The following is a 24,863-nucleotide window of genomic DNA, read 5'->3' as shown; positions in this document are numbered from 1 at the left end:
GTGGCGACGGGGCGCCGCCCACAAGGGCGGACAATGGGGCCATGAGCGCCCCGATCGAGGTCCCCATCCGCGACGACGTGATCCGGCTGGGTCAGTTCCTCAAGCTGGCCGGTCTCGCGGAGTCCGGCACCCACGCCCGCGACCTGGTGGCCGACGGCGAGGTCCGGGTCAACGAGGAGCCCGAGACCCGCCGCGGCCGTCAGCTGGTCCGCGGCGACCGGGTGACGGTGTCCCAGCCCGAGGGCGACGAGTCCGCCGTCGTGGCCTGACGCGACCGGCGCCGCGGCGGCCCGCGGCGGTCCTGCGACGGGGCCGCCGGCCTCACGCCATGTAGGTGGAGGCCATCGCGCGGTCCGGGGTGAGGCGCAGGACCACGCGCTCGGGGTCGTGCTCCAGCGGGCGATAGCGCTTCGTGTACCGCACGACGGCGTCCGCCACCTCGTCCGGGTCCTCGCTCACCTCGATCGTGCCCTCGAGCGTCAGCCACCGGCCGCCGTCCACCTGGCACAGCGCGGCGCGGGGACGGCTCCCGTCCGCCGCCGCCCGCCGCGCGTTGGCCACCTTGGTCGACGAGCGGCGCGCCGTGGTCCGCGCGACGCCCGCGTCCGTGTCCCAGGTGAAGGCGACGGGGACGACGTGCGGGCTGCCGTCGGCGCGCAGCGTCGTCAGGGTGGCGAGATGGCGCTCGGTGACGAACACGAGCTGCTCGGGGTTGAGGCGGAACACGCCCCGAGCCTACGACGGCCCCAGCAGGAGCCGGCTCTCAGAAGCCGTCGGTGAGGATCGGCGGCACCCGGGTGCCGTGCCGGCCCTCGTCGTGCAGGGCGCGCAGCACCACCAGCTCGTGCGGCACCACGGGCTCCGGCAGCGCGACGAACGGGAACCACCGCAGGTCGGCGACCTTGCCCGGCTCGCGGATCTCCGGGCTGCGCGACCAGCGCGTCGCCGTGAAGAAGAAGTCGACCCGCTGCTCCAGCGCCGGGCCGCCGGGAAGCCCGCGGTGCATCGTCGTGACCGGGACGAGGTCCGCCGGGTCGATCACGACCCCGAGCTCCTCGCGCGCCTCGCGCACGGCCGCGCCGACGACGGACTCCCCGGGCTCCACGTGCCCGGCCGCCGCGGCGGCCCAGTGCCCGTCCATGAACCCCGTGCCCTGCCGCAGTTGCAGCAGCACCTGGCCCTCGCGACGCAGGTAGACGTACGCCGCGGGCACCACCCGGAAGCGGTGGTCCGCGGAGCCGTCGTCCCACGACCCGGCGGAGGGCTGGACCGGGCTGGCCGACGTCGGCCCGGTCATGAGAGGCAGCTCGGTCCGAGGAGGGCCTTGAGGTCGCCGAACAGCGCGGGCGACTTCTCGACGCGCAGCGTGTCCGCCGCGCGCACCACCGTCCGCTTGCCCGGCTCCGCGACGCTCACGTGCACCTCCGCCGATCCCGGGTGCGTGGCGAGCACCTCGCGCAACCGCACCATCACCGGCTCGACGCACCGGGTGTGCGGCACGGTGACCAGCACGGGCGCGTCGGCGACGGCGGACGTGTCCGGCAGCGACACCTCCATCGCCTGCAGCTGCATCTGGTCGTCGCGGCGCCGCACGCGGCCGCGCAGGGTGACGACCTGGTCCTCCGCGAGGATCGTCGAGTACGCGAGGTAGGTCTCGCCGAAGAACATCACCTCGACGGCGCCCTCGAGGTCCTCGACCGTGACGGCCGCCCAGGGGTTACCGTTCTTGCTCATCTTGCGCTGCACACTGGTGAGCAGTCCCGCGACCGTGACCTGCGAGCCGTCCTGGCGCCCCTCGTCGGCCATCAGCGCAGCGATCGACGTGTCCGCCGCGCGCGCCAGCACGTGCTCGAGCCCCGACAGCGGGTGGTCCGACACGTACAGGCCGAGCATCTCCCGCTCGAACGCGAGCCGTTGCTTCTTGTCCCAGTCCGGCAGGTCGGGCACGTCGACGGCGAAGGTCATCGCCGCGTCCTCCTCCGCCCCGCCGAAGCCGGCGAAGAGGTCGAACTGCCCCTCGGCCTCCTTGCGCTTCACGGAGATCACCGAGTCGACGGCCTGCTCGTGGACCACGAGCAGGGCGCGGCGCGGGTGGCCGAGGGAGTCGAAGGCACCGGCCTTGATGAGCGACTCGATGGTGCGCTTGTTGCAGACGACCGCCGGCACCTTGTCGAGGAAGTCCGTGAACGAGGTGAACGCGCCCTTCTCCTCGCGCGCGGTGATGATCGCGTCCACGACGTTGGCGCCGACGTTGCGGATCGCCGTCAGCCCGAACCGGATGTCGTGCCCGACGGCGGTGAACTTCGCCGCCGAGTCGTTGACGTCCGGCGGCAGCACGGTGATGTGCATGCGACGGCACTCGCCCAGGTAGAGCGCCATCTTGTCCTTGTCGTCCCGCACGCTCTGCAGCAGGCCGGCCATGTACTCGGTCGGGTAGTTCGCCTTGAGGTACGCGGTCCAGTACGAGACGACGCCGTACCCGGCGGAGTGCGCCTTGTTGAACGCGTAGCCGGCGAACGGGACCAGGGTGTCCCAGACCGCCTGGATCGCGGGCTTGGAGTAGCCCCGCTCCTTCATGCCCGCCTCGAACGGGACGAACTCCTTGTCGAGGATCTCCTTCTTCTTCTTGCCCATCGCGCGGCGCAGCAGGTCCGCCTGGCCGAGCGAGTACCCGGCGAGGATCTGCGCGGCGCGCTGCACCTGCTCCTGGTAGACGATGAGGCCGTAGGTCTCGCCCAGGACCTCACTGAGCGGCTCCTCGAGCTCCGGGTGGATCGGCTCGATCTTCTGCAGGCCGTTCTTGCGCAAGGCGTAGTTGATGTGCGAGTTCATGCCCATCGGGCCCGGACGGTACAGGGCGATGACGGCGGAGACGTCCTCGAAGTTGTCGGGGCGCATCTGGCGCAGCAGGGAGCGCATCGCACCGCCGTCGAGCTGGAAGACGCCGAGCGTGTCGCCGCGCGCCAGCAGGTCGTAGGTGGCCTTGTCGTCGAGCTCCACCGTCTCGATCGCCACCGGCTCCTTGCCGTTCATGACGATGTTCTCGAGCGCGTCGTCGAGGATCGTGAGGTTGCGCAGCCCGAGGAAGTCCATCTTGATGAGGCCGAGGCCCTCGGACGTCGGGTAGTCGAACTGGGTGATGACCGCGCCGTCCTGCGGCCGCCGCATGATCGGGATGATGTCGATCAGCGGGTCGCTCGACATGATGACGCCCGCGGCGTGCACACCCCACTGCCGCTTCAGGCCTTCGATGCCGCGCGCCGTCTCGACCACGCGCTGCGCCTCGGGATCGGCGTCGTGCACCGCGCGGAACTCCGCGGCCTCGGCGTACCGCTCGTGCTTCGGGTCGAAGATGCCGGACAGCGGGATGTCCTTGCCCATCACCGCCGGCGGCATCGCCTTGGTGAGCTTCTCCCCCATCGCGAAGGGGAAGCCGAGCACGCGCGAGCCGTCCTTCAGTGCCTGCTTGGCCTTGATGGAGCCGTACGTGACGATCATCGCGACGCGGTCGTCGCCGTACTTCTCGGTGACGTAGCGGATCACCTCGGAGCGCCGGCGCTCGTCGAAGTCCACGTCGACGTCCGGCATCGAGACGCGCTCCGGGTTGAGGAAGCGCTCGAAGATCAAGCCGTGCTTGAGCGGGTCGAGCTCGGTGATGCCCATGACGTACGACACCATCGAGCCCGCCGCCGACCCGCGGCCCGGGCCCACGCGGATGCCCTGCTCCTTGGCCCAGTTGATGAAGTCGGCCACCACGAGGAAGTACCCCGGGAAGCCCATCTGGATGATGACCTCGACCTCGTAGTTCGCCTGCTTGCGCACGTCGTCGCCGATGCCGTCGGGGTAGCGGCGGCGCAGGCCGGCCTCGACCTCCTTGACGAACCAGCTGACCTCGTCCTCGCCGTCCGGCACCGGGAACCGCGGCATGTAGTTCGCCTTGGTGTCGAACGAGACCTCGCACCGCTCGGCGATGAGCAGCGTGTTGTCGATCGCCTGCGGCAGCTCGGAGAACAGGCGGCGCATCTCCGCGCCCGAGCGCACGTAGAAGCTGTCCCCGCTGAAGGCGAACCGGCTGCCGCCCTGGTCGTAGGTCGGCTCGTCGAGCGTGGACCCGGAGTTCACCGCGAGCAGCACCTCGTGCGAGTGCGAGTCGTCCTGCTTGGTGTAGTGCAGGTCGTTCGTCGCGACGAGCGGCGCGTCGATGTGCTCGGCGAGGCGCAGCAGGTCCTTGTACGTGCGGGACTCGATCTCGATCCCGTGGTCCATCAGCTCGACGAAGAAGTTCTCCTTGCCGAGGATGTCCTGCAGCTCCCCCGCCGCGCGGACGGCCTCGTCCCACTGTCCCAGCCGCAGGCGGGTCTGCACCTCGCCGGACGGGCAGCCCGAGGTGCCCATGAGGCCCTTGCCGTAGGTCTCGAGCAGCTCGCGGTCCATGCGCGGCCACTTGCCCATCTGGCCTTCCAGGGACGCCAGCGACGACGCGCGGAACAGGTTGTGCATCCCCTCGTTGTCGCGGGCCCAGAGGGTCATGTGGGTGTAGGCGCCGCCCGCGGAGACGTCGTCGCGCCTCTGGTGCTGCTCGCCCCACAGCACCTTGGTGCGGTCCTTGCGGCTGGTGCCAGGGGTCACGTACGCCTCGACACCGATGATCGGCTTGACCCCGTGCTTCTGCGCCGTGCTCCAGAAGTCGAACGCCCCGAACAGGTATCCGTGGTCCGTGATCGCGATGGCCTTCTGGCCGAGCCGCGACACCTCGCTGAACAGGTCGTTCATCCGCGCCGCGCCGTCGAGCATCGAGTACTCGGTGTGGACGTGGAGATGAACGAAATCGTCTGTCTCAGCGGGCATGAGGCGAGCCTAGATACACCCTGGGACATACGGAAACTCCCCCGCCGAGGGAGATCTCACAGGCCCGTCGCGCTCCGGTCACCACGGCACCAGGAGCCGCAGCACGCGGAGCCCGTCCTCCGTACCCGGCCAGTGCCGGCGCACGACGTCGGGCCCCGCGCTGCGCACCACGGCCCGCAGCACCAGCACCACGACGATCACGTCGTCGGCCCAACCCAGCACCGGGATGACGTCCGGCACGAGGTCGAACGGCATCGCCAGATAGCCGAGGAGCACGACGACCAGCGCGCGCACGCGCCGCGAGAGGGTTCGGTCGGCGGCGAGCCGGCGCACCAGGCGGAGCACGTCGGGCAGCAGGCGCACCGCCCCGCGCAGCGACCCCCGCCCGGTGCGCCGCCGCACCACGAGCAGGCCCACGGCCAGCAGCGCCCAGAGGGCGAGCAGGGCGGCCACGAGCCCCAGGACGACGTCCGCCCAGACGGGCAGGTCGGGCACCTGCGTGCCTACCGGTAGGCCCCGCGCACGACCTCGAGCGCGTGCGCCAGGTCGTCGGGGTACTCGCTGGTCACCTCGACCCAGCGCCCGGTCAGCGGGTGCTCGAAGCCGAGCCGCATCGCGTGCAGCCACTGCCGCTCCAGCCCGACCTTCGACGCGAGCACCGGGTCGGCGCCGTAGGTGAGGTCGCCCACGAGCGGGTGCCGCACCGCCTGGAAGTGCACGCGGATCTGGTGGGTACGCCCCGTCTCGAGGTGCACCTCGACCAGCGAGGCGGCGGGCAGCATCTCGAGCACCTCGTAGTGCGTCACCGAGTGCTTGCCGTCCGCGACGACGGCGAACTTGTAGTCAGCGCTCGGGTGCCGACCGATGGGCGCGTCGATGGTGCCGGTCGTGGGCTCGGGGTGGCCCTGCGCGAGCGCGTGGTAGACCTTCTCGACCGTGCGCTCCTTGAACGCCCGCTTGAGCCCGCTGTACGCCGCCTCGCTCTTCGCCACGGCCATGAGGCCGGACGTGCCGACGTCCAGGCGGTGCACGATGCCCTGCCGCTCGGCGGCGCCCGACGTCGCGATCCGGTAGCCGGCCGCGACCAGCGCGCCGACCACGGTCGGGCCGGTCCAGCCGGGGGACGGGTGCGCCGCGACCCCGACCGGCTTGTCGACGACGACGACGTCGTCGTCCTCGTAGGCGATCACCATCCCGGGCACCGGCTCGGCGACGACAGGCGCCGCCGGCCGCGTCTCCGGGACGGTCACCTCGAGCCAGCCCCCGGCGACGACCCGGTCGGACTTGCCGACCTCGCGGCCGTCGAGGAGCACGGCCCCGGACGCCGCCAGCTCCGCGGCCTGGGTGCGGGAGAACCCGAGCATGCGGGCGAGAGCGGCGTCGACCCGCTCGCCGGCGAGACCGTCGGGGACCGGCAGGGTGCGGGTGGACATCGTCAGCGCTCCTCGTCGGCGGCAGGCTCGACGGCCTCACTCTCGGCAGCCTGGCGCTCGGCGCCGTCGGTGTGGAGCTGCCCGTCGAGGCCGATCCCCCGGAACGACAGGACGACGATGAGCACCGCCGCCGCCACGATCGCGATGTCGGCGACGTTCCCCACGAACACGCCGTAGTCGATGAAGTCCACCACGTGTCCACGGGCGAAGCCGGGCTCCCGGAAGAAGCGATCGCCCAGGTTGCCCAGCGCCCCGCCCAGCAGGAGCCCGAGGGCGACGGCCCAGCCGGTCGAGCCGATGCGCCGGATCGCCCGCACGATCACGACGACCACCACGCACACCACGATCGTGAGGATCCAGGTCATGCCCGTGGCGATCGACAGCGCCGCGCCGTCGTTGTAGATCAGCCGCAGCTGCAGCAGCTCGCCGACCAGCGGCCGCGGGTCGGCGCCCCAGACGAGGGCCGACTCGGCCCACCACTTGGTGAGCTGGTCCACGAGGAGCACGAGCGCCGCGAGGACGAACGTCCACGTCACCAGTCGGCGCCGGCGCGCCGCGGACACCGGGGCGTCGTCGGCCCCGGGCTCGGCAGTCGCCTCAGGGACGGCGTCGGCGGGTGCACCCGACACGGGCGACTCGGGGGCGCCGTCGCGCGGCGCGGGCTCAGGGGCCGGGGCAGAGCCGGCGGGCGTGGTCGACATCGTCGGCCAGTCTAGGCGGACGAGCCGGACGCCGGGACCGGCTCAGCGGCGCTCTTCGCGGGCCTTCGCCTCGACGGAGAGGGTGGCACGCGGGAACGCCTGCAGGCGCGCCTTGCCGATCGGCAGACCCGTGATCTCGCACGTGGCGTACGTGCCCTTGCGGATGCGATCGACGGCGTGCGAGGTCTGGGCGAGCAGGTCGCGCATGTTGTTCACCAGGGTGAGCTCCTGCTCGCGCTCCAGGGCGCTCGAGCCGTAGTCCGCCTGGTCGTCGCCCGCGCCGTCGCCGGAGTTGCGCAGCAGGTCCGACAGCTCCTGGTCGGCGACCGCGAGCTCCCGCTCCAGGCGCTCCTTGTCCTCGAGCAGGAAGGCCGCCAGCTCCTCCACCTCGTGCAGGGTCCAGGACTCCTCGCCCTCGCGGACCGGGAACGACTTCACGTCCCTCGCGAGGTGCGGGAAGTTCTCGCGCAGTGCCGCGCGAGTGGTGGTCGAGAGCTTGGCCATCGGTGCCCTTTCGTTGGTGCGTCGACGACGAGTCACCGCAGCGTAAGTGCGCCGAGCGGCCCGCACAACAGCACGCGCGGTGTGGCGTGCGTGTCGTGCGGGCCGCTCGGCGTGAGGCAGGACGAAGGAGCGGGGTGCGCGGGGTGACGGCCCCCCGCTCAGAGCTCCGAGCCGCGGCCTGCCGCGGCGTTCTGCCGCTGGGGCGGCAGTGCCGAACCGCGGGCGTCGAGGTCGCCCAGCAGGTTCTGCAGGAAGCTCTTGAGGCGCGTGCGGTAGTCGCGCTCGAAAAGCCGGAGCTCGTCGATCTTGCGCTCGAGGAGCGAACGCTCCTGCTCGAGCTGGGAGAGCGTGCGGTGGCTGGTCTCCTCGGCCTCGCGGACGATGCGCGAGCCCTCGGACTTGGCCTCCGAGATGAGGCGGTCGCCCTCCTCCTGACCGGAGCGCACGTAGTCGTCGTGCAGCTTCTGGGCCAGCTGGAGCATCCCGGTCGCGGACTCGGGCTCCGCGGGCTGCTGCTTCGCCGCGGCCGCCGCGGGGGCGGGGGCCGGCGTCGGCGCGGGCGCCGGGGTCGGCGTGGGCTGCGCCTGCTGCGCAGCGTCCGAACGGCTCAGCTCCGCGACCCGGTGCTCCGCCGCGGTGAGCTTGGAGCGGAGGTCGTCGTTCTCCTCCTGGACCGCCGTGAGGGTCCGCACGACCTCGTCGAGGAAGTCGTCGACCTCTTCGACGTCGTAGCCCTCACGGAACTTGGTCGCGGCGAACTTCTTGTTCAGGATGTCCTCTGCCGTCAGCAGCGCCATCGTCTCACCTCATCGTTCTTGCAGGGTCGGTGGGACCCGGTTCCCGGGCCGTCTGGATGACCACGGTAGCGGACGCCTCGCCGGGCGACCTGTCCGACGAGGCCGGGCTGTCCCGCCCACACGACGTCTTCACAGGTCAGCACCGAGGCGCCCCTGCCCGGCCCGGTCGAACCGCGGTCCAGGTCACATCGCAGCGAGGAACGAGGCCACCCGCATGAGGATGCCCGTGCCGATGAAGAGCACGAGGAAGGCGAGGTCCAGCCGGATCTGCCCGAGGGTCAGCGGCGGGATCAGGCCGCGCAGGAAGCGCAGCGGAGGGTCGGTCACCGTGTACACGGCCTCGGCCACGACGAGCAGCACACCCTTCGGCCGCCAGTCGCGCGCGAAGAACTGCACCCAGTCGAAGACGAGCCGGACGATCAGGCACAGCATGAACAGCCACAGGACGAGGTAGACCAGGTTGAAGACGAGACTCACGGGTCGAACCTACCCGAGCACGACGCAGGGCCGGGGCAGGACTGCCCCGGCCCGTGCCGGACGGTGCGATCGGCGCGATCGGCCGCGCGGTCAGCTCTGGTTGTAGAACGCGCCCCGGTTGGGAGCCGGCTTCTCCGCCGGGGGCTCCTCGCCCGCGATCTCGACGTGCTCCGGCGAGAGCAGGAAGACCTTGTTCGTCACACGCTCGATCGACCCGCGGAGCCCGAAGATCAGCCCCGCCGAGAAGTCGACGAGGCGCTTGGCGTCGGCGTCGTCCATGTCCGAGAGGTTCATGATCACCGGCGTGCCCCCGCGGAACGCCTCGCCGATCGTGCGCGCGTCGTTGTACGAGCGCGGGTGGATGGTCGTGATGCGCCGCAGGTCGGAGGCGATCACCGACTCGCTCGATCCGCCGCGGTGCAGCGGGGTGACCTGCGCCTGGTAGTCGTCACGGTCACGCACCGGTGCCTCCAGCTCCTCGTACTCGTCGAGGTACTCCTCCGACTCCCGTTGGTCGTCGGCGAGCCCCAGGTACAGCATCGTCTTGCGAAGCGCTCCGCCCATCGCCCTGCTCCGTTCGTCGCCACGTCCCGCCCTCCGTCCCGGACGGTGTCACGACGTTAACCACGGCCACGCCGGCATCGACGCACGACACGCCGGTGTGTCCTGCGTCGCGGGCGTGTCCTCGCTGCTCGGCGGCGTGCCGCGGGCCTGCCGGGAGTCAGGCGAGGACGACGACGCCCGCCTGACGGCCCGTCGTGACGCCCTGGGCGGTGGCACGTCGGTGGGAGTAGAGGTCGGTGTCCGTGAGCGTGCACCGGTCCACGCGCGTGGCGGCCACGCCCTGCGCCGCCAGCTGGGCGAGCACCCCGGCCGGAAGGTCGAGGCCCGGCGTGCCCGCGGCCGTCGTGGCCCACGTCTCGGGGACGACGGCCGCGACCTCGGCGCGCATCGCGGCGGGCACCTCGTAGCAGGCGCCGCACACGGCCGGGCCGACGGCCGCACGGACGTCCTCGACGCGGGCACCGGCCGCGAGCATCCGCTCCACGACGCGGTGCACCACGCCTGCGGCGACACCCTTGCGGCCGGCGTGCGCCACGGCCACGACCCGTGCCACCGGGTCCGCCAGCACGACCGGCACGCAGTCCGCGACCAGCACTCCGAGGCCGAGGCCCGGCTCCGCCGTCACCATCGCGTCGGCCTCGCCCGCGGCGACCGGGGGCTCCGCGGACGACCACTCGGCCAGCTCCGCGGCGCCCAGCGCCAGCACCCGGTCGCCGTGCACCTGTGCCGAGAACGCCACCGGTGCGCCGACCCACTCCCCGAGGCGGGCGCGGTTCTCCCGCACCCGCACCGGGTCGTCGCCCGTCGACATGCCCAGGTCGAGCGACGACCACGGAGCGGGCGACACGCCGCCGTGGCGCGTGGTGAAGCCCGCCACGACGCCGTCACCGAGGTCCACCCGCAGCAGCCCCGCACCGAACTGTGCCGGCAACAACGCCTCCTGGGCCCAGCCGACGGCCCCGTCGATGCCGCCGCTCACTCCGCGCTCACTTGAGGAAGTCGGGCACGTCGAGCTCCTCGGCAGGACGACGCGGCTCGTCGAACAGGCGCGGCACCTCGACGGGGCGCTCGACGGTGACCCCTTCGCCCTCGCCGTCCTCGACCACCGTGAACGGCCGGCGGGGCTCCGCGGGCCGCGCACCGGCCGGAGGGGCCGGCGGGGCGTCGAGGCTCACGGGGACGTCGTCGGGCTCGGCCGGGATCGGCCGCGGCTGTACGCCGGCCGCGGGGACGGAGGCGGTGGCCGGCTGCGACGGGCGCGCCGGGACCGACGGCGCACCGGGCTGCGGGACGGGCGTCGAGGCGACGCCGCCCTGGGCAGAGACGACCGGCTTGGCCGGCACCCCGGCGATCTGGCCGAGCCCGCGTCCGTCCTTGCGCGCCTGCGGCACGCCGCCATCGAACCCGGCGGCGATGACGGTGACCCGCACCTCGTCGCCGAGCGCGTCGTCGATGACCGTGCCGAAGATGATGTTCGCCTCGGAGTGCGCCGCCTCCTGGACGAGACGGGCGGCCTCGTGCACCTCGAAGAGGCCGATGTCGCTGCCGCCCTGGATCGAGAGCAGGACGCCGTGCGCGCCGTCGATGGAGGCCTCGAGCAGCGGGGAGGAGATCGCGAGCTCGGCGGCCTGCACCGCGCGGTCCTCACCCCGGGCCGAGCCGATGCCCATGAGCGCGGAGCCCGCCCCCTGCATCACGGACTTCACGTCTGCGAAGTCGAGGTTGATGAGGCCCGGGGTGGTGATGAGGTCGGTGATGCCCTGGACGCCGGAGTGCAGCACCTGGTCGGCCGAGTGGAACGCCGCGATCGCCGAGACGCTCTTGTCGGACATCGACAGGAGGCGGTCGTTGGGGATCACGATGAGGGTGTCGACCTCGTCGCGGAGCGCATCGATCCCCTGCTCGGCCTGCACGGAACGGCGCCGGCCCTCGAAGGTGAACGGACGCGTCACGACGCCCACCGTCAGCGCGCCGAGCGAGCGCGCGATGCGCGCCACCACGGGTGCGCCACCGGTGCCGGTGCCGCCGCCCTCGCCCGCCGTCACGAAGACCATGTCGGCGCCCCGCAGGACGTCCTCGATCTCCTCGGCGTGGTCCTCGGCCGCCTTCTTGCCGACCTCGGGGTCGGCACCGGCGCCCAGGCCACGGGTGAGCTCGCGACCGACGTCGAGCTTGACGTCGGCGTCCGACATCAGCAGCGCCTGCGCGTCGGTGTTGATGGCGATGAACTCGACACCCTTGAGTCCGACCTCGATCATGCGGTTCACGGCGTTCACGCCGCCACCGCCGATACCGACCACCTTGATCACTGCCAGGTAGTTCTGCGGAGTTGCCACGTCGTTGCCTCTCGGGTCGTTCCTTGTCCCGACGTCCGGTCCTCGCTCCCCCATCGCCCCTGCCGGCCGACCCGCGGGTCTAACCTTAAGGTTCGAGTTGAGGGTTAGAGTTATGTCAGGTTGCTGCTGCGATCGACGGTAGGCGTCGCGTCGGGCCCGGCGCCGGACGTCTCTCGGCGTGTCGCGCGCGCCCGGTGCTCGCATCACCCTCCGGCTCGTGCCACGGCCCCCTGACACGGCGACCCACCGCTCGTGCCGCGCGGCTCATCGGGTCACCGGCAGCTCGGGCGACGACACGTCGATGGTCCGCGCACCCTCGTCCAGCGAGCGCAGCGTGCGCACCGCCTCCACCTTGAGCGGCAGGTCCGAGCTCCCGCCCCACCGGACAGTGGTGCCGTCGTCCAGGACGGTCTCGACGGCGTCCTGCGTGTCCGCGCTCACGTGCTCGACCTGACCTGCGAGCCTGGCCGGCAGCGCGGCCAGCACGTGCAGCGCCGCCTGCAGCGCCAGCGCGTCGTCCAGAGGGACGTCCACCTGCGGCAGTCCCTTCGGCGCCGCCTCCCGCGTCGCGACGCGCACCCCGGACGAGTCGAGCAGGGCCAGCTCGTCGCCGTCAGGCACCGCGGCCACGGGGACGCGCGGCGCGACCTCCACCGCGAGCCCGTGGGGCCAGGCCCGCGCGATCCGCACGTCCTTCACCCCGCGCAGCCCGAGCACCTCCTCGCGCATCGCGACGGTGTCCAGGCGCGGCAGCGGGGTGCCCACCGGGGCCTCGACGATCTCTCGCACCGCGGCCCCGTCGATGTACTCGTCCACGCCGGAGACGGTGACCTCGGCCTTCTCCAGCGCCAGCACCGGCGACCACAGCGCCGCCACCGCGGCGCCCACGACCAGCACCAGCGCCACGACCCAGGCGAGCACGCGCCGCCAGGCGCGGTGCCGCCGCATCGCGGTGCGCTCGGCGAGGCGGTCCGCCATCGCGGTCGACACGCGGGGCGGCACCTCCTGACCGGCCGGGACCACCGCCGTGGCGCCGGTGCGCGGGGCTGCCGGCCTGGGCCCTCCCGCACGGGCGGGCTTCGAGGTGTCGTTCGCGCCCCGCGCCGGCCCGGGTGCCGTCGCGCCCGCCGCCGGGGTGCCGGTCGGGGCCGTCGCCGCCGCGCGCGCCGCCGGGGGGCTCGGGACGGGGCGCTCTGCGGCGGTCGCCCGGGACCGGCCCGCACCGGGACGGCCGGACGGACCCGACGTCGTACGGGTCGACGGGCGCGGGCGGGCTGGCGGTCGCATCACCCCATGGTCTCGTCGGGGGCCGCGGCCGGTGGCGACGCCACGCCGGAGCCGCGCGCGGCGAGGTCGGCGAGGACCACCGGGCCGAGCTCGGTCACGTCGCCCGCGCCGACGGTGAGCACCAGGTCGCCCGGACGGGCCAGTGCCGAGGCGACGTGCGCTGCCTCCAGCCGGTCCTCGATCGCACGCACTCCCCCGCCGGACGACGTCCGCTCGAGCAGGTCGGTGATCGTGTGCGGCCCGACCGACGGGTCGACGTCCTCCCGCGCTCGGTAGACGCCCGTGACGACCACCTCGTCCGCGAGCGCCAGGGCCGCGGCGAACCGGTCGGCGAAGATCCGCGTACGGGAGTACAGGTGCGGCTGGAAGAGCACCACGATGCGTCCGTCGCCGGCCACCGGCCGGGCCGCGCGCAGCAGCGCCTCGACCTCGGTGGGGTGGTGGTCGTAGCTGTCGAACACCCGGACCCCGTCGGCCTCGCCCTTGGGCTCGAAGCGCCGCCCCGTCCCGACGAACGAGGCCGCGCCACGGACCGCCGCGCCCGGCTCCGCGCCGAGCAGCACCGCCGTCACCACGGCCGCCGTCGCGTTGAGCGCGTTGTGCGCGCCCGGCACGTCGAGCCGCAGCTCGCGCGAGGCGTCGCCCAGCAGACCGCCCGAGACCACCGCGGACACGGTGCCCGGGCCCACGACGACGTCGCGCACCCGGACGTCGGCGCCGGCGGCCTCGCCGTACGTCACGACGGCGCCGCCCGCCGTCCGGTGCGCGGCCGCCAGGGTCGCCGACCCGGCGTCGTCGGCGCACGCCACGAGGGTGCCGCCCTCGGCGATGCGCCCGGCAAACTCCTCGAACGCCTGCTCGAAGGCCTCGCGGGAGCCGTAGTGGTCGAGGTGGTCCGGCTCGACGTTGGTCACCACGGCGACGGTCGGCGCGTAGTTGAGGAACGAGCCGTCCGACTCGTCCGCCTCGGCGACCAGCACGTCCGACGCCCCGAGGTGGCCGCCGGGCACCGCGCCCTCACGGCCCTCGGCGTCGCGGACCCGCACGGTGCCGCCGATCGCGAACGACGCGTCCACGCCGCAGGCCCGCAGCACCGTCGCCACCATGGCGGACGTCGTGGTCTTGCCGTGCGCGCCCGCCACGGCCACCGCGCGGCGCCCCAGCATGAGCGACGCCAGCGCCTGCGAGCGGTGCAGCACGCGGATCCCGGCCGCGCGGGCGGCGGCGAGCTCGGGGTTGGTGTCCCGCACCGCGGACGACACGACGACCGTGTCGACCAGGGGCGCGCCGTCCGGCCCGACGACGTGCGCCGCGTCGTGACCGACCCAGACCCGCACGCCATCGGCCCGGAGCGCCTCGAGGGCGGGACCGGCGGTCGCGTCGGAGCCCTGGACGTCCGCGCCGCGGGCCGCCAGCAGCCGCGCGACGACCGAGACGCCGGCGCCGCCCACGCCCACCAGGTGCACCCGGCCGAGCTCCTCGACGGTCAGGGCCGGGGGTCGTGACGACGCGTCGGCGCTCACGCCTGCCGCCCGGAGCCGGAGCCTGCATCCGACTGCGCGACCGCCTCGGCGACGAGGTCGACCACGCGTGCGGCACCGTCGCGCACGCCGGTCGTCCGGGCCGCGGACGCCATCGCGTCGAGGCGGGTGCGGTCGGCCAGCAGCGCCGGCACGTGCTCGGCGACCCAGGCCGGCGTGAGGTCCGCGTCGTCCACGAGCAGGCCGCCGCCCGCCTCGACGAGCGGCGCGGCGTTGAGCCGCTGCTCGCCGTTGCCGATGGGCAGCGGCACGTAGACGGCCGGCACACCGAGAGCGGCGAGCTCGCACACCGTCCCCGCACCCGACCGGGCCACGACCAGGTCGGCGACGGCGAGGGCGAGCTGCATCTCGGACAGGTACTCCCGCACCTGGTAGCGCGCGGCCTCGTGGCCGCCCGCGGCCGTGGCGGCCTCGACGGCGGTGCGGACGGGACCGTCCTTGCCCTTTCCCGTGAGGTGCAGCACCTGCACCCCGGCGCGCAGCAACGCGTCCACCGAACCCGCCAGCGCGGCGTTCACCGAGGCCGCTCCCGAGGAGCCGCCCGTGACGACGAGCGTCGGCAGCGCGGCGTCCAGGCCCAGCGCGTCGGCGGCCTGCACGCGGGCGGCCACCGGGTCCGCCTCGCGGGCCGAGACGAGCTCCGCGATCTCGGCGCGCAGCGGCAGCCCCACCACCCGGGCGCCTGGCAGCGCGGTGCCCGGGAACGTCGCGCCGACGCGGGCCGCCCAGCGGGCGCCGAGCTTGTTGGCCAGGCCGGGCCGGGCGTTCTGCTCGTGGATCACCACAGGAACGCCGCGGCGACGGGCGGCGAGGTAGGCCGGCGTCGAGACGTACCCGCCGAAGCCGACGACCGCCTGGGCGCCGATCTCGTCGATCGCGGCCTCGGCCGCCTTCACCGCCGCGCTCAGCCGGCCGGGGAGCCGCAGGAGGTCGACGCTGGGGCGGCGCGGGAGCGGGACGCGCGGCACGGGCCACAGGCGGTAGCCGCGCTCCGGGACGAGCTCGGCCTCGAGCCCTGACGTGGTGCCGAGGGCGAGGATCCGGGCCTCCGGCTCGCGGGCGCGGAGCTCGTCCGCGACGGCGAGGAGGGGATTGACGTGGCCGGCGGTGCCGCCCCCGGCGAGGACGACGGACGTGACTGCAGTGCTCTTCACACGCAGGACCCTATCGGCCGGCGCCGTCCCCGCGGCCCCGACCCGTCCCGCGGCGACCCCGCCGCGAGAGGACGGCGACCGACCTCTTGACGACGCTCCGGCGCGCGGCGAGCGCCTCCGCGGCGCCCGGCTCACTGCGCGCGAAGCTGATCACCACCCCGAGCGCCAGCATGGTGGTGACGAGGGCCGACCCACCCGCAGAGACCAGGGGCAGCGGCACGCCGATCACCGGCAGGACGCCGATCACCACGCCGATGTTGACGAAGGCCTGACCCACGATCCAGCACCCGATCGCGGCCGTGGTGATCTTCACGAACGGGTCCTCGTGACGACGGACCACCCGGGCCATCGCGATCCCGAGGACGGCGAACAGCGCGAGCACCAGGAGCGTGCCGAGCAGCCCGAGCTCCTCGCCGATCACGGAGTAGATGAAGTCGTTGTGCGCCTCCGGCAGGTACTTCCACTTCTCGCGGCTGGCGCCCAGGCCGACGCCGAACAGGCCGCCCGTCGCCAGCCCGTACAGGCCGTGGATCGACTGGTAGCACTCGCTCGCCGCGTCGCACGCGGCGCCGTAGGTGGCGAGGATGCGGGTGAGGCGGTCCGAGCTGCCCTGGTTGAGGATGAAGGCCCAGCCGACCAGGAGCGCCGCCCCGACCCCGCCCACCGCGAGCAGCGACGCGGGGGCGCCGGAGACCCAGTAGGCGCCGAGGCCCAGCAGCGCGAGGATGAGCGCCGTGCCCAGGTCGTGCCCCGCCATGACGAGACCGAGGACCGCGGCGAGACCGAGCACCCCGGGCACGATCGCCTGGCCCCAGCTGCCGAGCAGGTGCTGCTTGCGGCCCAGCACCGCGCCCAGCCACACCGCCAGGCCGAGCTTGGCGAGCTCCGAGGGCTGGAACTGCAGCGGCCCGACGACGAGCCAGTTGCGGTTGCCGTTGACGAGCTTGCCGGCGAAGAGCACGGCGACGAGCATCCCGAGCGAGACGATCATCGCGGGCCACGCCAGTCGCTTGTACCAGCGCACCGGCAGGCGGGCGGCGACCAGCATGAGCGGCAGCCCGATGAGCGCGTACCGGCCCTGGACGAGGAAGGCGGCGAACGGCGAGTCGCCCTCGGCGATCGACGTCACCGTCGAGCTGGACAGCACCATGACGAGGCCGATGACGAGCAGCAGCCCGGTGGCCCCGACGAGCAGGTAGTAGCTCGTGACGGTGGAGTTCCACTGACCGAGCCACGGGCGCTCGGCGGACCCCCGCGCCCCCTTCGTCGCGGACTGCTTCGCGCCCCCCGCGCCACGTCCGCTCGACGCCCGCCCGGTCGACGTGCCCTTCGACGGGCGATCGGCCGAGCCGCGGGGGCCGCGTCGGGTGCCCGTCGTGACCGCCATCCCGACACCCCTTGCTCACGTTGCGGCAGCGATCTGCCGCCTACAGCTCCGCCACGGCCGTGGCGAACGCCTCCCCGCGCTGGGCGTAGGAGGCGAACTGGTCCATGGACGCTCCCGCGGGCGCCAGCAGCACGGTGTCGCCCGGCTCCGCCAGGTCCCGTGCCGCCGCGACCGCGCGTCGCATCACCGACCCAGTGTCGCCGGGATCGACCACGACGACGGGGACCTCGGGCGCGTGTCGGGCCAGCGCACCGCGGATCGGCTCCGGGTCGACGCCGATGAGCACGGCAGCGCGCAGGCGGTCGGCCCGGCCGGCGACGAGCGCGTCGAACGAGGCACCCTTCGCGAGGCCGCCCGCCACCCACACCACGGTGCCGGCGCCGTACGCGCCCAGCGACGCGGCCGCCGCGTGCGCGTTGGTGGCCTTCGAGTCGTCCACCCAGGCGACGCCGTCGAGCTCACGGACGCGGGCGATGCGGTGTGCGCCGGGTCGGAACGCCCGCAGGCCGTCGCGCACGGCGGCAGCGGGAACGCCGTGCGCCCGCGCCAGTGCCGCCGCGGCCAGGGCGTTCGCGACAACGTGCGCCGGGGCCGGTGCGCCTGCGGGCGCGAGGTGCGCCAGGTCGGCGAGCGTGCCCAGCTCCGCGGCCGTCCGCTGCCGGTCGCGGACGGAGGACCCGGTGTGGAAGGCGCGGTCGACGAGCACGTCCTCCACGACGCCCAGCTGGCCGGGGCCGGGGGCGCCGAGGGTGAACCCGACGGCCCGCGCTCCCTCCGTCACGTCGGCGTCGCGCACGAGCTGCTCGGTACGCGGGTCGGCCGTGTTGTACACGCACGCCAGCTGCGCGCGGGCGTAGACCCGTCCCTTGTCCGCCGCGTACGCCTCGAGCGAGCCGTGCCAGTCGAGGTGGTCGGCGGCCACGTTGAGCACGGCCGCGGCCTCGAACGACGTCGTGAGCGTGTGGTGCAGCTGGAAGCTGGACAGCTCCACGGCGAGGACGTCGAGCGTCGGGTCCTGCGCGGCCTCCACGACGGGGGTGCCGACGTTCCCGACGGCGGCCATGCGCAGGCCCGCCGCCGCGAGGATCGACGCGAGCATCTCGACCGTCGTCGTCTTGCCGTTCGTCCCCGTGACGGCGAGCCACGGGGCGGGCCCGCGCCGGCCGTCCGGCCCGGGCACGCGCTCGACCCGCAGCCGCCACGCGAGCTCGATCTCGCTCCACACCGGGACGCCCGCCGCGCGGGCGGCGACCAGCAGCGGCGAGCTCGGCGGCCACCCCGGGGAGGCGACCACGAGATCCGCGCCGGCGACGACGTGCTCCGCCACCGCGGCGTCGTCCGCGGCGCGGACGTCCGCGTCGTCGGCCCGGCCGTCGACCGTCACCACCGACCCCGCGCGGCCGTGCAGGGCCGCGACGACGGCGCGGCCGGTCACGCCGAGCCCCGCCACGACGACGCGCACGCCGTCCGGCAGGGCGCCCGTCACGTGGCGACCCACTCGGCGTAGAAGACGCCCATGCCGAGCGCGGCGAAGAGGCCCGCGATGAGCCAGAACCGGATGACGATCGTGACCTCGCCCCACCCGGACAGCTCGAAGTGGTGGTGCAGCGGCGCCATCTTGAACACGCGTCTGCCGGTCATCTTGAAGAAGCCGATCTGGATGACGTCCGACATCACGATGACGACGAACAGCCCGCCGATGATGGCGGCGAGGATCTCGGTGCGCGACAGGATCGAGATGCCGGCCAGCGCGCCGCCGAGGGCGAGGGCGCCGGTGTCGCCCATGAAGATCCTCGCGGGGCTGGCGTTCCACCACAGGAAGCCGATGCAGGCGCCCGCGATGGCGGCGGCGACGATCGCGAGGTCCTGCGGGTCACGCACCTCGTAGCAGCGCGGCCCGGCCGCGGCGAGGCGCTGGCACGACTGGTTGAGCTGCCAGATGCACACGAGGACGTACGCCCCGAAGACGATGATCGACACCCCGGTGGCGAGGCCGTCCAGGCCGTCCGTGAGGTTCACCGCGTTGGACCAGGCGGTGATGAGGAAGTTCGCCCAGATCACGAAGAGGATCAGGCCCACCGTCACGCCGGCGAAGGCGAGGTCCAGGTTGGTGTCCCGCAGGAACGAGATGCGCGTGGACGCGGGCGTCCGGGCGTTGGCGTTGGGGAACTGCAGCGCGAGGATCGCGAAGCTGATCCCGACGAAGCCCTGGCCCACGATCTTCGCCTTCGGCGTCAGCCCGAGCGACCGCTGCTTACGGATCTTCGTGAAGTCGTCCAGGAAGCCGACCAGCCCGAGACCGGTCATGAGGTAGAGGCACAGCAGCGCCGACGCGCTCGGGGGCCGGCCGGCGATCAGCATCGACACCGCGACGCCGACCAGGGTCGCCGCGATGATCACGACCCCGCCCATCGTCGGGGTGCCGCGCTTGGTGAAGTGCGCCGTCGGCCCGTCCTGGCGCACGAACTGGCCGTAGTTGCGGTGCACGAGGAACCGGATGAACAGCGGGGTCCCGAAGAGCGCGACGAGCCCGGAGACACCGGCCGAGACCAGGATCGCGATCACGGGGCGACCTCCGTGGCAGGTTCGTCCGTGGCGTCGGACCCGAGGGACGGGCCGCCGGCGGCGAGCTCGTCGCCGAGCTGCCACAAGCCGGACCCCAGGGAGGACTTCACGAGGACGACGTCGCCCGGCTCGAGCGCCTCGGCGAGCACCGCGCGCGCGGCGTCGAGGTCAGGCACGAAGACCGACTCCTCTCCCCAGGACCCCTCCTGCAGGGCTCCCTCATGGATGTGGTACGCCCCGTCGCCGACGACGACGAGGAGCTTGACGTTCAATCGCACCACGAGGCGGCCGATCGCGTCGTGCGCGGCGCGCGAGCCGTCCCCGAGCTCGAGCATCTCGCCCAGCACGGCGACGGAGCGGCGCGTGCGACCCGCCATGACGGCGAGCGTGCGCAGGGCGGCACGCATCGAGTCCGGGTTGGCGTTGTAGGCGTCGTCGATCACGGTGACGCCGTCCGCCCGCTCGGTGACGGCCATGCGGTGCGGGCTGACGGGCGTCGCGCGAGAGAGCCCCTGCGCCACGGTGGGTGTCGAGCCGCCGAGGGCGAGCACGGCCGCGGCCGCGGCCAGCGCGTTGCTCACGTGGTGGGCCCCCACGAGGCGCAGCGCCACGGGGGCGGGCTCGCCGGACCCCTGACCGCCCGCGACCTCGAGCCCGAAGGCCGCCCGGCCGGAGGCGTCCACCTGGACGTCGGCGGCACGCACGCCGGCGGAGGGGATGGTGCCGAACGTGGTGACGGTGTGCTCGGGCGCCGCGAGGGACGCCATCGCCGCGACACGCTGGTCGTCGGCGTTGAGCACGACGGTGCCGCCCGGGAGGACGCCCGAGACCATCTCGGACTTGGTGCGCGCGATCGCCTCGACCGAGCCGAACTTGCCCACGTGGGCGACGCCCACGGCCAGCACGATGCCGATGTCGGGCGGCGCGATCCGGGTGAGGTACGCGATGTTGCCCGGGCCGTCGGCGCCCATCTCCAGCACGAGGAACCGGGTGGCCCGGGTGACGCGCAGCACGGTCAGCGGCAGGCCGACCTCGTTGTTGTACGACCCCGCGGGCACGACGAGGGCGTCCTCGGCGGCCACGCCGTCCGGCAGCTGGTCGGCGAGGAGCTGGCCGAGCAGGTCCTTGGTGGTCGTCTTGCCCACCGAGCCCGTCACCGCGACGACCCGCAGGTCGCCCTGCGCCCGCACGCGGGCCAGCACGGCGCGGGCGAGCTCGCCGAGGGCGGCCTGCACGTCGTCGACGACGACGGTCGGCACGCCCTCGACCTCCCGGGCGGCGAGGACCAGGGTGGCCCCGGCCTCCACGGCGGCGCGGGCGAAGTCGTGCCCGTCCACCCGCTCGCCCGGCAGCGCGACGAACAGCCCGCCGGGCTCGACCCGCCGGGAGTCCACCACGGCGGGCCCGGTCACGGGTGTCTCGGCGTCGGCGTGCAGCCGTCCCCCGGTCGCGGAAGCGACGTCGGCGGCGGTCAGCGCGATCATGCGGTCGTCCTCTCGTGCCGCCGCTGCAGCGCACGGCGGGCCTCGTCCCGGTCGTCGAGCTCCAGGTCGACGCCCGCGACCTCCTGGATGGTCTCGTGGCCACGGCCCGCCACGAGGACGGTGTCCCGCGCCCCTGCGTCGAGCACGGCGGCCTCGATCGCGGCCCCACGGGGCGCGGCCTCGGTCACGACGACGTCGCGCCCGGTGGCGCGCGCCGCGTCGCGGGCCGCGCGGGCCCCGTCGAGCACGGCCGCGCGGACCACGGCGGGGTCCTCGCCGTGGGGGTCGTCGTCGGTCACGACGACGACGTCCGCGCCCGCGACGGCGGCCGCGCCCATGGCGGGACGCTTGCCCTTGTCCCGGTCGCCCGTGGCGCCGAAGACGACGACCAGCCGGCCGCCCGTCGTCGGGCGCAGCGCGGCGAGCGCGAGCTCGAGGGCCTCCGTGTTGTGCGCGAAGTCCACGATCACGCGGGGCTGCCCGTCGCCACCGGCGCCCACGACCTCCATGCGGCCCGGAACGACCGCCGAGAGCCCGTCGGCCGCGGCGAGCGCCTCGGCCACGTCCTCGACGTGCGCGCCGCCCTCGAGCACCATCGCGAGGGCCAGCGCGGCGTTCGCCACGTTGAACCCGCCCGGCAGCGACGTCGACGTGCGCAGGGCGCGGCCGTCGGTGTGCGTGAGCGTGAAGGCGGAGCCGGTGCCTTGCGGGGCCACGTCGGTGACCGTCCAGTCGGCCGCCTGCTCGTCGTCCCGAGGCGCGCGGGTGCGCAGCGTCGCGACCGGCACCTGCGCGACGGCCGCCATGCGCTCGCCCCAGACGTCGTCCACCACGACGACGCCGCGGCGCGCGTGCTCCGGCGTGAACAGCGACGCCTTCGCGTCGAAGTAGGACTGCAGGTCGCCGTGGAAGTCCAGGTGGTCCTGGCTGAGGTTCGTGAAGCCGACGACGCCGAACTCGATCCCGTCCACCCGGTGCATCGACAGCGAGTGCGACGAGACCTCCATCGCGAGCGTGCGGACCTCGGCCTCGCACATGGCCGCGAGCAGCGCCTGCAGGTCGGCTGCCTCCGGGGTGGTCAGCCGGCTCGGCAGCACCCGGTCCCCCGCCCGCATCTCGACGGTGCCGATCAGCCCGCCGGTCCAGCCCAGGGCCCGCAGCAGGTGGTCGACCTGGTAGGTCGTGGTGGTCTTGCCGTTGGTCCCGGTGACGCCGAACGTCATGAGGTGCTCGGCGGGCTCGCCGTAGACCCAGGCCGCGACCGGCCCCAGCACGGCACGCGGGTCGGCGGCGACCAGCACGGGCACCGCGGGGTCGAGGGCGTCCGGTCCCGTCGTGAGCGCCGCGGCCCCGGCTGCGTCGGTGAGCACCGCGCGGGCCCCGCGCGCCAGGGCGTCGGCGGCGAACCTCGCGCCGTGCGCGTGCGCGCCCGGCAGGGCGACGAACAGATCGCCGTCGGCGGCCACGCGGTTGTCGGACGCGACCGAGGTGACGACGACGTCGGCGGGAGCCTGCGGCCGGTGGCCCTCGGCGGGGCCCGTCGGCGTCGTCACCTCGAGCCCGAAGGTCAGGGCGAGGTCCCGCACCCGCCGGGGCGTCGTGCCCGCGGGCCGGATACGGGGAAGCGGGGATGTCACGGAGAAGAACCTACCGTCTGCGGGCTGTCGGCCAGGCACCGGGCGTGCCGGGCATGACGACCGTCACGGCTCTCGCGACGGTGCTGCGCGACCCGCTCACCAGGTGAGGTCGTACGGGTCTGCGGGCGTGGTGCTGGGGGGCACGTCCATCTTCTGCAGCGTGTAGCCCATGAGGTCGCTGAACACGGGTGCCGCGACCACGCCGCCGTAGATCGACGACTGCGGGCTGCGCAGGAAGACGGACACCGTGTAGCGCGGGTCGTCGGCCGGCGCGACGCCGATGAACGACGCCATGTAGGTGGTGCCGCCGCCGGGCAGCCACATCTGGGCGGTGCCGGTCTTGCCGGCCACGCGGTAGCCGGGCACGCGGGCGTTGGCCGCCGTCCCCTCCTCGCCCACGACCGACTCCATCATCCGCATGACGGAGTCCGCGGTCTTCTCGGAGACCACCCGCGTCTCCGTGGGCGCGTCGGCGGCGGAGAACGTGCCCTCCGCGTCGCGGGTGCCCGCCACGAGGCTGGGCTCGACCCGCACGCCGCCGTTGGCGACCGTCGAGAAGACCTGCGTCGCCTGCATCGCGTTCACGGCCACGCCCTGGCCGAACAGGATCGTGTAGGGCGTGCGGGAGTCGTTCGCGAGCGTCTGCTCCGACGGCACGATGCCCGCGGACTCGCCCGGCAGCCCCAGACCGGTCTGCTGCCCGAAGCCGAACTTGCCCAGGTAGTCGTGCCGGACGTCCAGCGGGATCTTCTCGCCGATCTGCACCGTGCCGGTGTTCGACGAGTGCGCCAGCACTCCCGCGAGCGTCAGCCGCTGCAGGGGGTGCTCGTGGGAGTCCTTGAAGCTCTCGCCGTTGGGCGTGGTGAAGCGGTAGGGCACCTCGAACTGGCTGTCGGGCGCCCAGTAACCCTCCTCGAGCGCCGCCGCCATGGTGATCACCTTGCCGGTCGAGCCGGGCTCGAAGACGTCCTTCACGGCGCGCGAGCCGTTGGCCACGGCGGACGTGGACCGGTCGTTCGGGTCGACGTCGCCCGAGTCGGCCACGGCGAGCACCGTCCCGTCGCGCACGTCCTGCACGACGGCGATGCCGTAGGCCGAGCCCGACTTCGACACGGCGTCGTCGATGAGCTCCTCCGCCTTCCACTGCACGTCGGCGTCGATGGTCAGGACCACGTCGCCACCGGGCACCGCGGGGGTCGACTCCTGCTCGGAGTTCGGGATCTGGACCCCGTCACGGCCCCGCTCGAAGACGACCTTGCCGTCCGTGCCCGCGAGCACGTCCTCGTAGGCGCGCTCGAGCCCGCCCTGGCCGACCTGGTCCCGGTCCACGTAGCCCACCAACGTCCCCGCGACGACGCCCGCGGGGTACGTGCGCCGCGACGTGAGCTCGGTACGGACGTAGGCCTGCAGGTCGAGCTTGGCGATCGCCCGCTGCACCTCGGGCACGGCGTTGCGCTGGAGGATCACGTACCGGTCGTCGCCGTTCAGCTTCGCGGCGAGCTCCGCGGGCTGCTCGTCGAGGATCGGCGCGAGGAGCTGCGCGATGCCGAGCGCGCCGTCCTGCACGGCCCTGCCGGTGGCGGCGTCCACGCGCTGGCCGCCCTGGAAGCTCTGGATCGCGAGCGTGTCCGCCGAGATCGTGTACCGGTCGACGGAGGTCGCGAGCACCCGCCCGTTCGCGTCGACGATGTCGCCGCGGTGCGCCACCTCGACGGAGCTGGTGATGCGCTCCTCCTGGGCGCGCGCGGCGAGCGCGGGCCCCTGGAAGATCTGCACCTGCACCAGGCGTCCGACGAAGACCGTGAGGACCAGCACGGCGAGCACCATGATCCAGCGCTGGCGACGGCCCGGATCGCCCGGGCGGCCGCGCGTCGTGACGCCCGTGCGGGGGCGCGGCGGAGAGCCCCCGCCGCGGACGGGCCCGCGTCCGCCCGCGGGTCGGACGGCGCCCGCCGCGGGCCGCGACCGCCCGCCGCCCGACCCGCGGGGCGAGGAGGGGTTCGCGTTCCTGGTCCCCCCGGTCCCCGAGCCCGGCCGCGGCGACGCGGTGCGCGACGTGCCGCGCGGCGACGAGCCGGTGGCGGGGCGGGAGGTGCTCACCCCCCGAGTCTGCGGGGCGGCCGCCCGGGAGGTGCGCGCCGGGCCCTG

General features: G+C 73.9%; 22 protein-coding genes. 1 reads left to right on the top strand and 21 read right to left on the bottom strand.

Features of this window, described 5'->3' with window-relative positions; translation table 11 throughout:
• Nucleotides 1-41 precede the first annotated feature (41 nt).
• Complete coding sequence (locus tag B5Y66_RS19655) at nt 42-269, top strand: RNA-binding S4 domain-containing protein (protein ID WP_079576274.1); 228 nt, start codon at nt 42-44, stop codon at nt 267-269.
• A gap of 52 nt (nt 270-321) precedes the next feature.
• On the opposite strand, the gene B5Y66_RS19650 is transcribed toward B5Y66_RS19655, so the two are convergent.
• From B5Y66_RS19650 to B5Y66_RS19550, 21 genes are all read right to left on the bottom strand, one after another.
• Nucleotides 322-726 (bottom strand): pyridoxamine 5'-phosphate oxidase family protein, encoded by a 405-nt coding sequence (locus tag B5Y66_RS19650; RefSeq protein WP_079576273.1) that lies wholly within the window; start codon nt 724-726, stop codon nt 322-324.
• 37 nt (nt 727-763) lie between these two features.
• The gene (locus B5Y66_RS19645; protein ID WP_079576272.1) at nt 764-1,297 is read right to left on the bottom strand and encodes an NUDIX hydrolase; all 534 of its coding nucleotides are present in this window, start codon (nt 1,295-1,297) and stop codon (nt 764-766) included.
• Nucleotides 1,294-4,848: a DNA polymerase III subunit alpha gene (gene dnaE / locus B5Y66_RS19640; RefSeq protein ID WP_079576271.1), complete on the bottom strand. Its 3,555-nt coding sequence runs from the start codon at nt 4,846-4,848 to the stop codon at nt 1,294-1,296. The genes B5Y66_RS19645 and dnaE overlap by 4 nt, the downstream gene beginning before the upstream one ends.
• 78 nt (nt 4,849-4,926) lie before the next feature.
• Entirely contained in the window at nt 4,927-5,343 is a 417-nt protein-coding gene (locus B5Y66_RS19635) for a YkvA family protein (RefSeq protein ID WP_245807232.1), read from the bottom strand.
• An 8-nt stretch (nt 5,344-5,351) separates the two neighbouring features.
• A complete protein-coding gene (locus B5Y66_RS19630) occupies nt 5,352-6,281 on the bottom strand; it encodes an RluA family pseudouridine synthase (RefSeq protein ID WP_079576270.1) in 930 nt (309 codons plus the stop codon).
• Nucleotides 6,282-6,283: 2 nt separating this feature from the next.
• Nucleotides 6,284-6,982 (bottom strand): signal peptidase II, encoded by a 699-nt coding sequence (locus tag B5Y66_RS19625; RefSeq protein ID WP_079576269.1) that lies wholly within the window; start codon nt 6,980-6,982, stop codon nt 6,284-6,286.
• Nucleotides 6,983-7,024: 42 nt separating this feature from the next.
• A complete protein-coding gene (locus B5Y66_RS19620) occupies nt 7,025-7,486 on the bottom strand; it encodes a TraR/DksA family transcriptional regulator (RefSeq protein WP_079576268.1) in 462 nt (153 codons plus the stop codon).
• A gap of 158 nt (nt 7,487-7,644) precedes the next feature.
• On the bottom strand, nt 7,645-8,283 hold the full coding sequence (locus B5Y66_RS19615; RefSeq protein WP_079576267.1) for a DivIVA domain-containing protein: 639 nt from the start codon (nt 8,281-8,283) through the stop codon (nt 7,645-7,647).
• A gap of 183 nt (nt 8,284-8,466) precedes the next feature.
• Entirely contained in the window at nt 8,467-8,760 is a 294-nt protein-coding gene (locus B5Y66_RS19610) for a YggT family protein (protein ID WP_079576266.1), read from the bottom strand.
• 90 nt (nt 8,761-8,850) lie between these two features.
• Complete coding sequence (locus B5Y66_RS19605; RefSeq protein ID WP_079576265.1) at nt 8,851-9,324, bottom strand: cell division protein SepF; 474 nt, start codon at nt 9,322-9,324, stop codon at nt 8,851-8,853.
• Nucleotides 9,325-9,481: 157 nt separating this feature from the next.
• Nucleotides 9,482-10,303, bottom strand: a complete 822-nt coding sequence (gene pgeF / locus B5Y66_RS19600) for a peptidoglycan editing factor PgeF (RefSeq protein ID WP_245807231.1) — start codon at nt 10,301-10,303, stop codon at nt 9,482-9,484.
• 7 nt (nt 10,304-10,310) lie between these two features.
• Nucleotides 10,311-11,660 (bottom strand): cell division protein FtsZ, encoded by a 1,350-nt coding sequence (gene ftsZ, locus B5Y66_RS19595; protein ID WP_079576264.1) that lies wholly within the window; start codon nt 11,658-11,660, stop codon nt 10,311-10,313.
• A 264-nt stretch (nt 11,661-11,924) separates the two neighbouring features.
• On the bottom strand, nt 11,925-12,650 hold the full coding sequence (locus B5Y66_RS19590; protein ID WP_245807230.1) for a cell division protein FtsQ/DivIB: 726 nt from the start codon (nt 12,648-12,650) through the stop codon (nt 11,925-11,927).
• A gap of 296 nt (nt 12,651-12,946) precedes the next feature.
• On the bottom strand, nt 12,947-14,470 hold the full coding sequence (gene murC / locus B5Y66_RS19585) for a UDP-N-acetylmuramate--L-alanine ligase (RefSeq protein WP_079576263.1): 1,524 nt from the start codon (nt 14,468-14,470) through the stop codon (nt 12,947-12,949).
• Nucleotides 14,467-15,648, bottom strand: a complete 1,182-nt coding sequence (gene murG / locus B5Y66_RS19580; RefSeq protein ID WP_079576363.1) for an undecaprenyldiphospho-muramoylpentapeptide beta-N-acetylglucosaminyltransferase — start codon at nt 15,646-15,648, stop codon at nt 14,467-14,469. Before murG ends, murC begins: the two co-directional genes overlap by 4 nt.
• A 4-nt stretch (nt 15,649-15,652) precedes the next feature.
• Nucleotides 15,653-17,029, bottom strand: coding sequence for a putative lipid II flippase FtsW (gene ftsW, locus B5Y66_RS19575; RefSeq protein WP_079576262.1), 1,377 nt, complete (start codon nt 17,027-17,029; stop codon nt 15,653-15,655).
• A gap of 40 nt (nt 17,030-17,069) precedes the next feature.
• Nucleotides 17,070-18,515, bottom strand: coding sequence for a UDP-N-acetylmuramoyl-L-alanine--D-glutamate ligase (gene murD, locus B5Y66_RS19570; RefSeq protein WP_245807229.1), 1,446 nt, complete (start codon nt 18,513-18,515; stop codon nt 17,070-17,072).
• Complete coding sequence (gene mraY, locus B5Y66_RS19565) at nt 18,512-19,594, bottom strand: phospho-N-acetylmuramoyl-pentapeptide-transferase (protein WP_079576260.1); 1,083 nt, start codon at nt 19,592-19,594, stop codon at nt 18,512-18,514. The genes murD and mraY overlap by 4 nt, the downstream gene beginning before the upstream one ends.
• Nucleotides 19,591-21,078 carry a UDP-N-acetylmuramoyl-tripeptide--D-alanyl-D-alanine ligase gene (locus B5Y66_RS19560; RefSeq protein WP_079576259.1) on the bottom strand — a complete coding sequence of 496 codons (1,488 nt, stop codon included), beginning with the start codon at nt 21,076-21,078 and terminating at the stop codon, nt 19,591-19,593. The genes mraY and B5Y66_RS19560 overlap by 4 nt, the downstream gene beginning before the upstream one ends.
• Complete coding sequence (locus B5Y66_RS19555) at nt 21,075-22,715, bottom strand: UDP-N-acetylmuramoyl-L-alanyl-D-glutamate--2,6-diaminopimelate ligase (RefSeq protein ID WP_079576258.1); 1,641 nt, start codon at nt 22,713-22,715, stop codon at nt 21,075-21,077. The genes B5Y66_RS19560 and B5Y66_RS19555 overlap by 4 nt, the downstream gene beginning before the upstream one ends.
• Nucleotides 22,716-22,811: 96 nt before the next feature.
• A complete protein-coding gene (locus B5Y66_RS19550; protein ID WP_245807228.1) occupies nt 22,812-24,815 on the bottom strand; it encodes a peptidoglycan D,D-transpeptidase FtsI family protein in 2,004 nt (667 codons plus the stop codon).
• Between the last annotated feature and the right edge of the window lie 48 nt (nt 24,816-24,863).

This window comes from Krasilnikoviella flava, from assembly GCF_900167525.1.
GTDB classification, from domain to species: domain Bacteria; phylum Actinomycetota; class Actinomycetes; order Actinomycetales; family Cellulomonadaceae; genus Isoptericola; species Isoptericola flavus.
Note: the sequence above shows the minus strand (reverse complement) of the source record. Positions and strands in the feature narration are given on the sequence as shown.

What these genes read in the sequence shown, in the direction of transcription:
- B5Y66_RS19605 (WP_079576265.1), bottom strand. Translation starts at nt 9,324, where the DNA reads ATGGGCGGAGCGCTTCGCAAGACGATGCTGTACCTGGGGCTCGCCGAC.
- B5Y66_RS19620 (WP_079576268.1), bottom strand. Translation starts at nt 7,486, where the DNA reads ATGGCCAAGCTCTCGACCACCACTCGCGCGGCACTGCGCGAGAACTTC.
- B5Y66_RS19625 (WP_079576269.1), bottom strand. Translation starts at nt 6,982, where the DNA reads ATGTCGACCACGCCCGCCGGCTCTGCCCCGGCCCCTGAGCCCGCGCCG.
- B5Y66_RS19615 (WP_079576267.1), bottom strand. Translation starts at nt 8,283, where the DNA reads ATGGCGCTGCTGACGGCAGAGGACATCCTGAACAAGAAGTTCGCCGCG.
- dnaE (WP_079576271.1), bottom strand. Translation starts at nt 4,848, where the DNA reads ATGCCCGCTGAGACAGACGATTTCGTTCATCTCCACGTCCACACCGAG.
- B5Y66_RS19560 (WP_079576259.1), bottom strand. Translation starts at nt 21,078, where the DNA reads ATGATCGCGCTGACCGCCGCCGACGTCGCTTCCGCGACCGGGGGACGG.
- B5Y66_RS19655 (WP_079576274.1), top strand. Translation starts at nt 42, where the DNA reads ATGAGCGCCCCGATCGAGGTCCCCATCCGCGACGACGTGATCCGGCTG.
- B5Y66_RS19630 (WP_079576270.1), bottom strand. Translation starts at nt 6,281, where the DNA reads ATGTCCACCCGCACCCTGCCGGTCCCCGACGGTCTCGCCGGCGAGCGG.
- B5Y66_RS19645 (WP_079576272.1), bottom strand. Translation starts at nt 1,297, where the DNA reads ATGACCGGGCCGACGTCGGCCAGCCCGGTCCAGCCCTCCGCCGGGTCG.
- ftsW (WP_079576262.1), bottom strand. Translation starts at nt 17,029, where the DNA reads ATGGCGGTCACGACGGGCACCCGACGCGGCCCCCGCGGCTCGGCCGAT.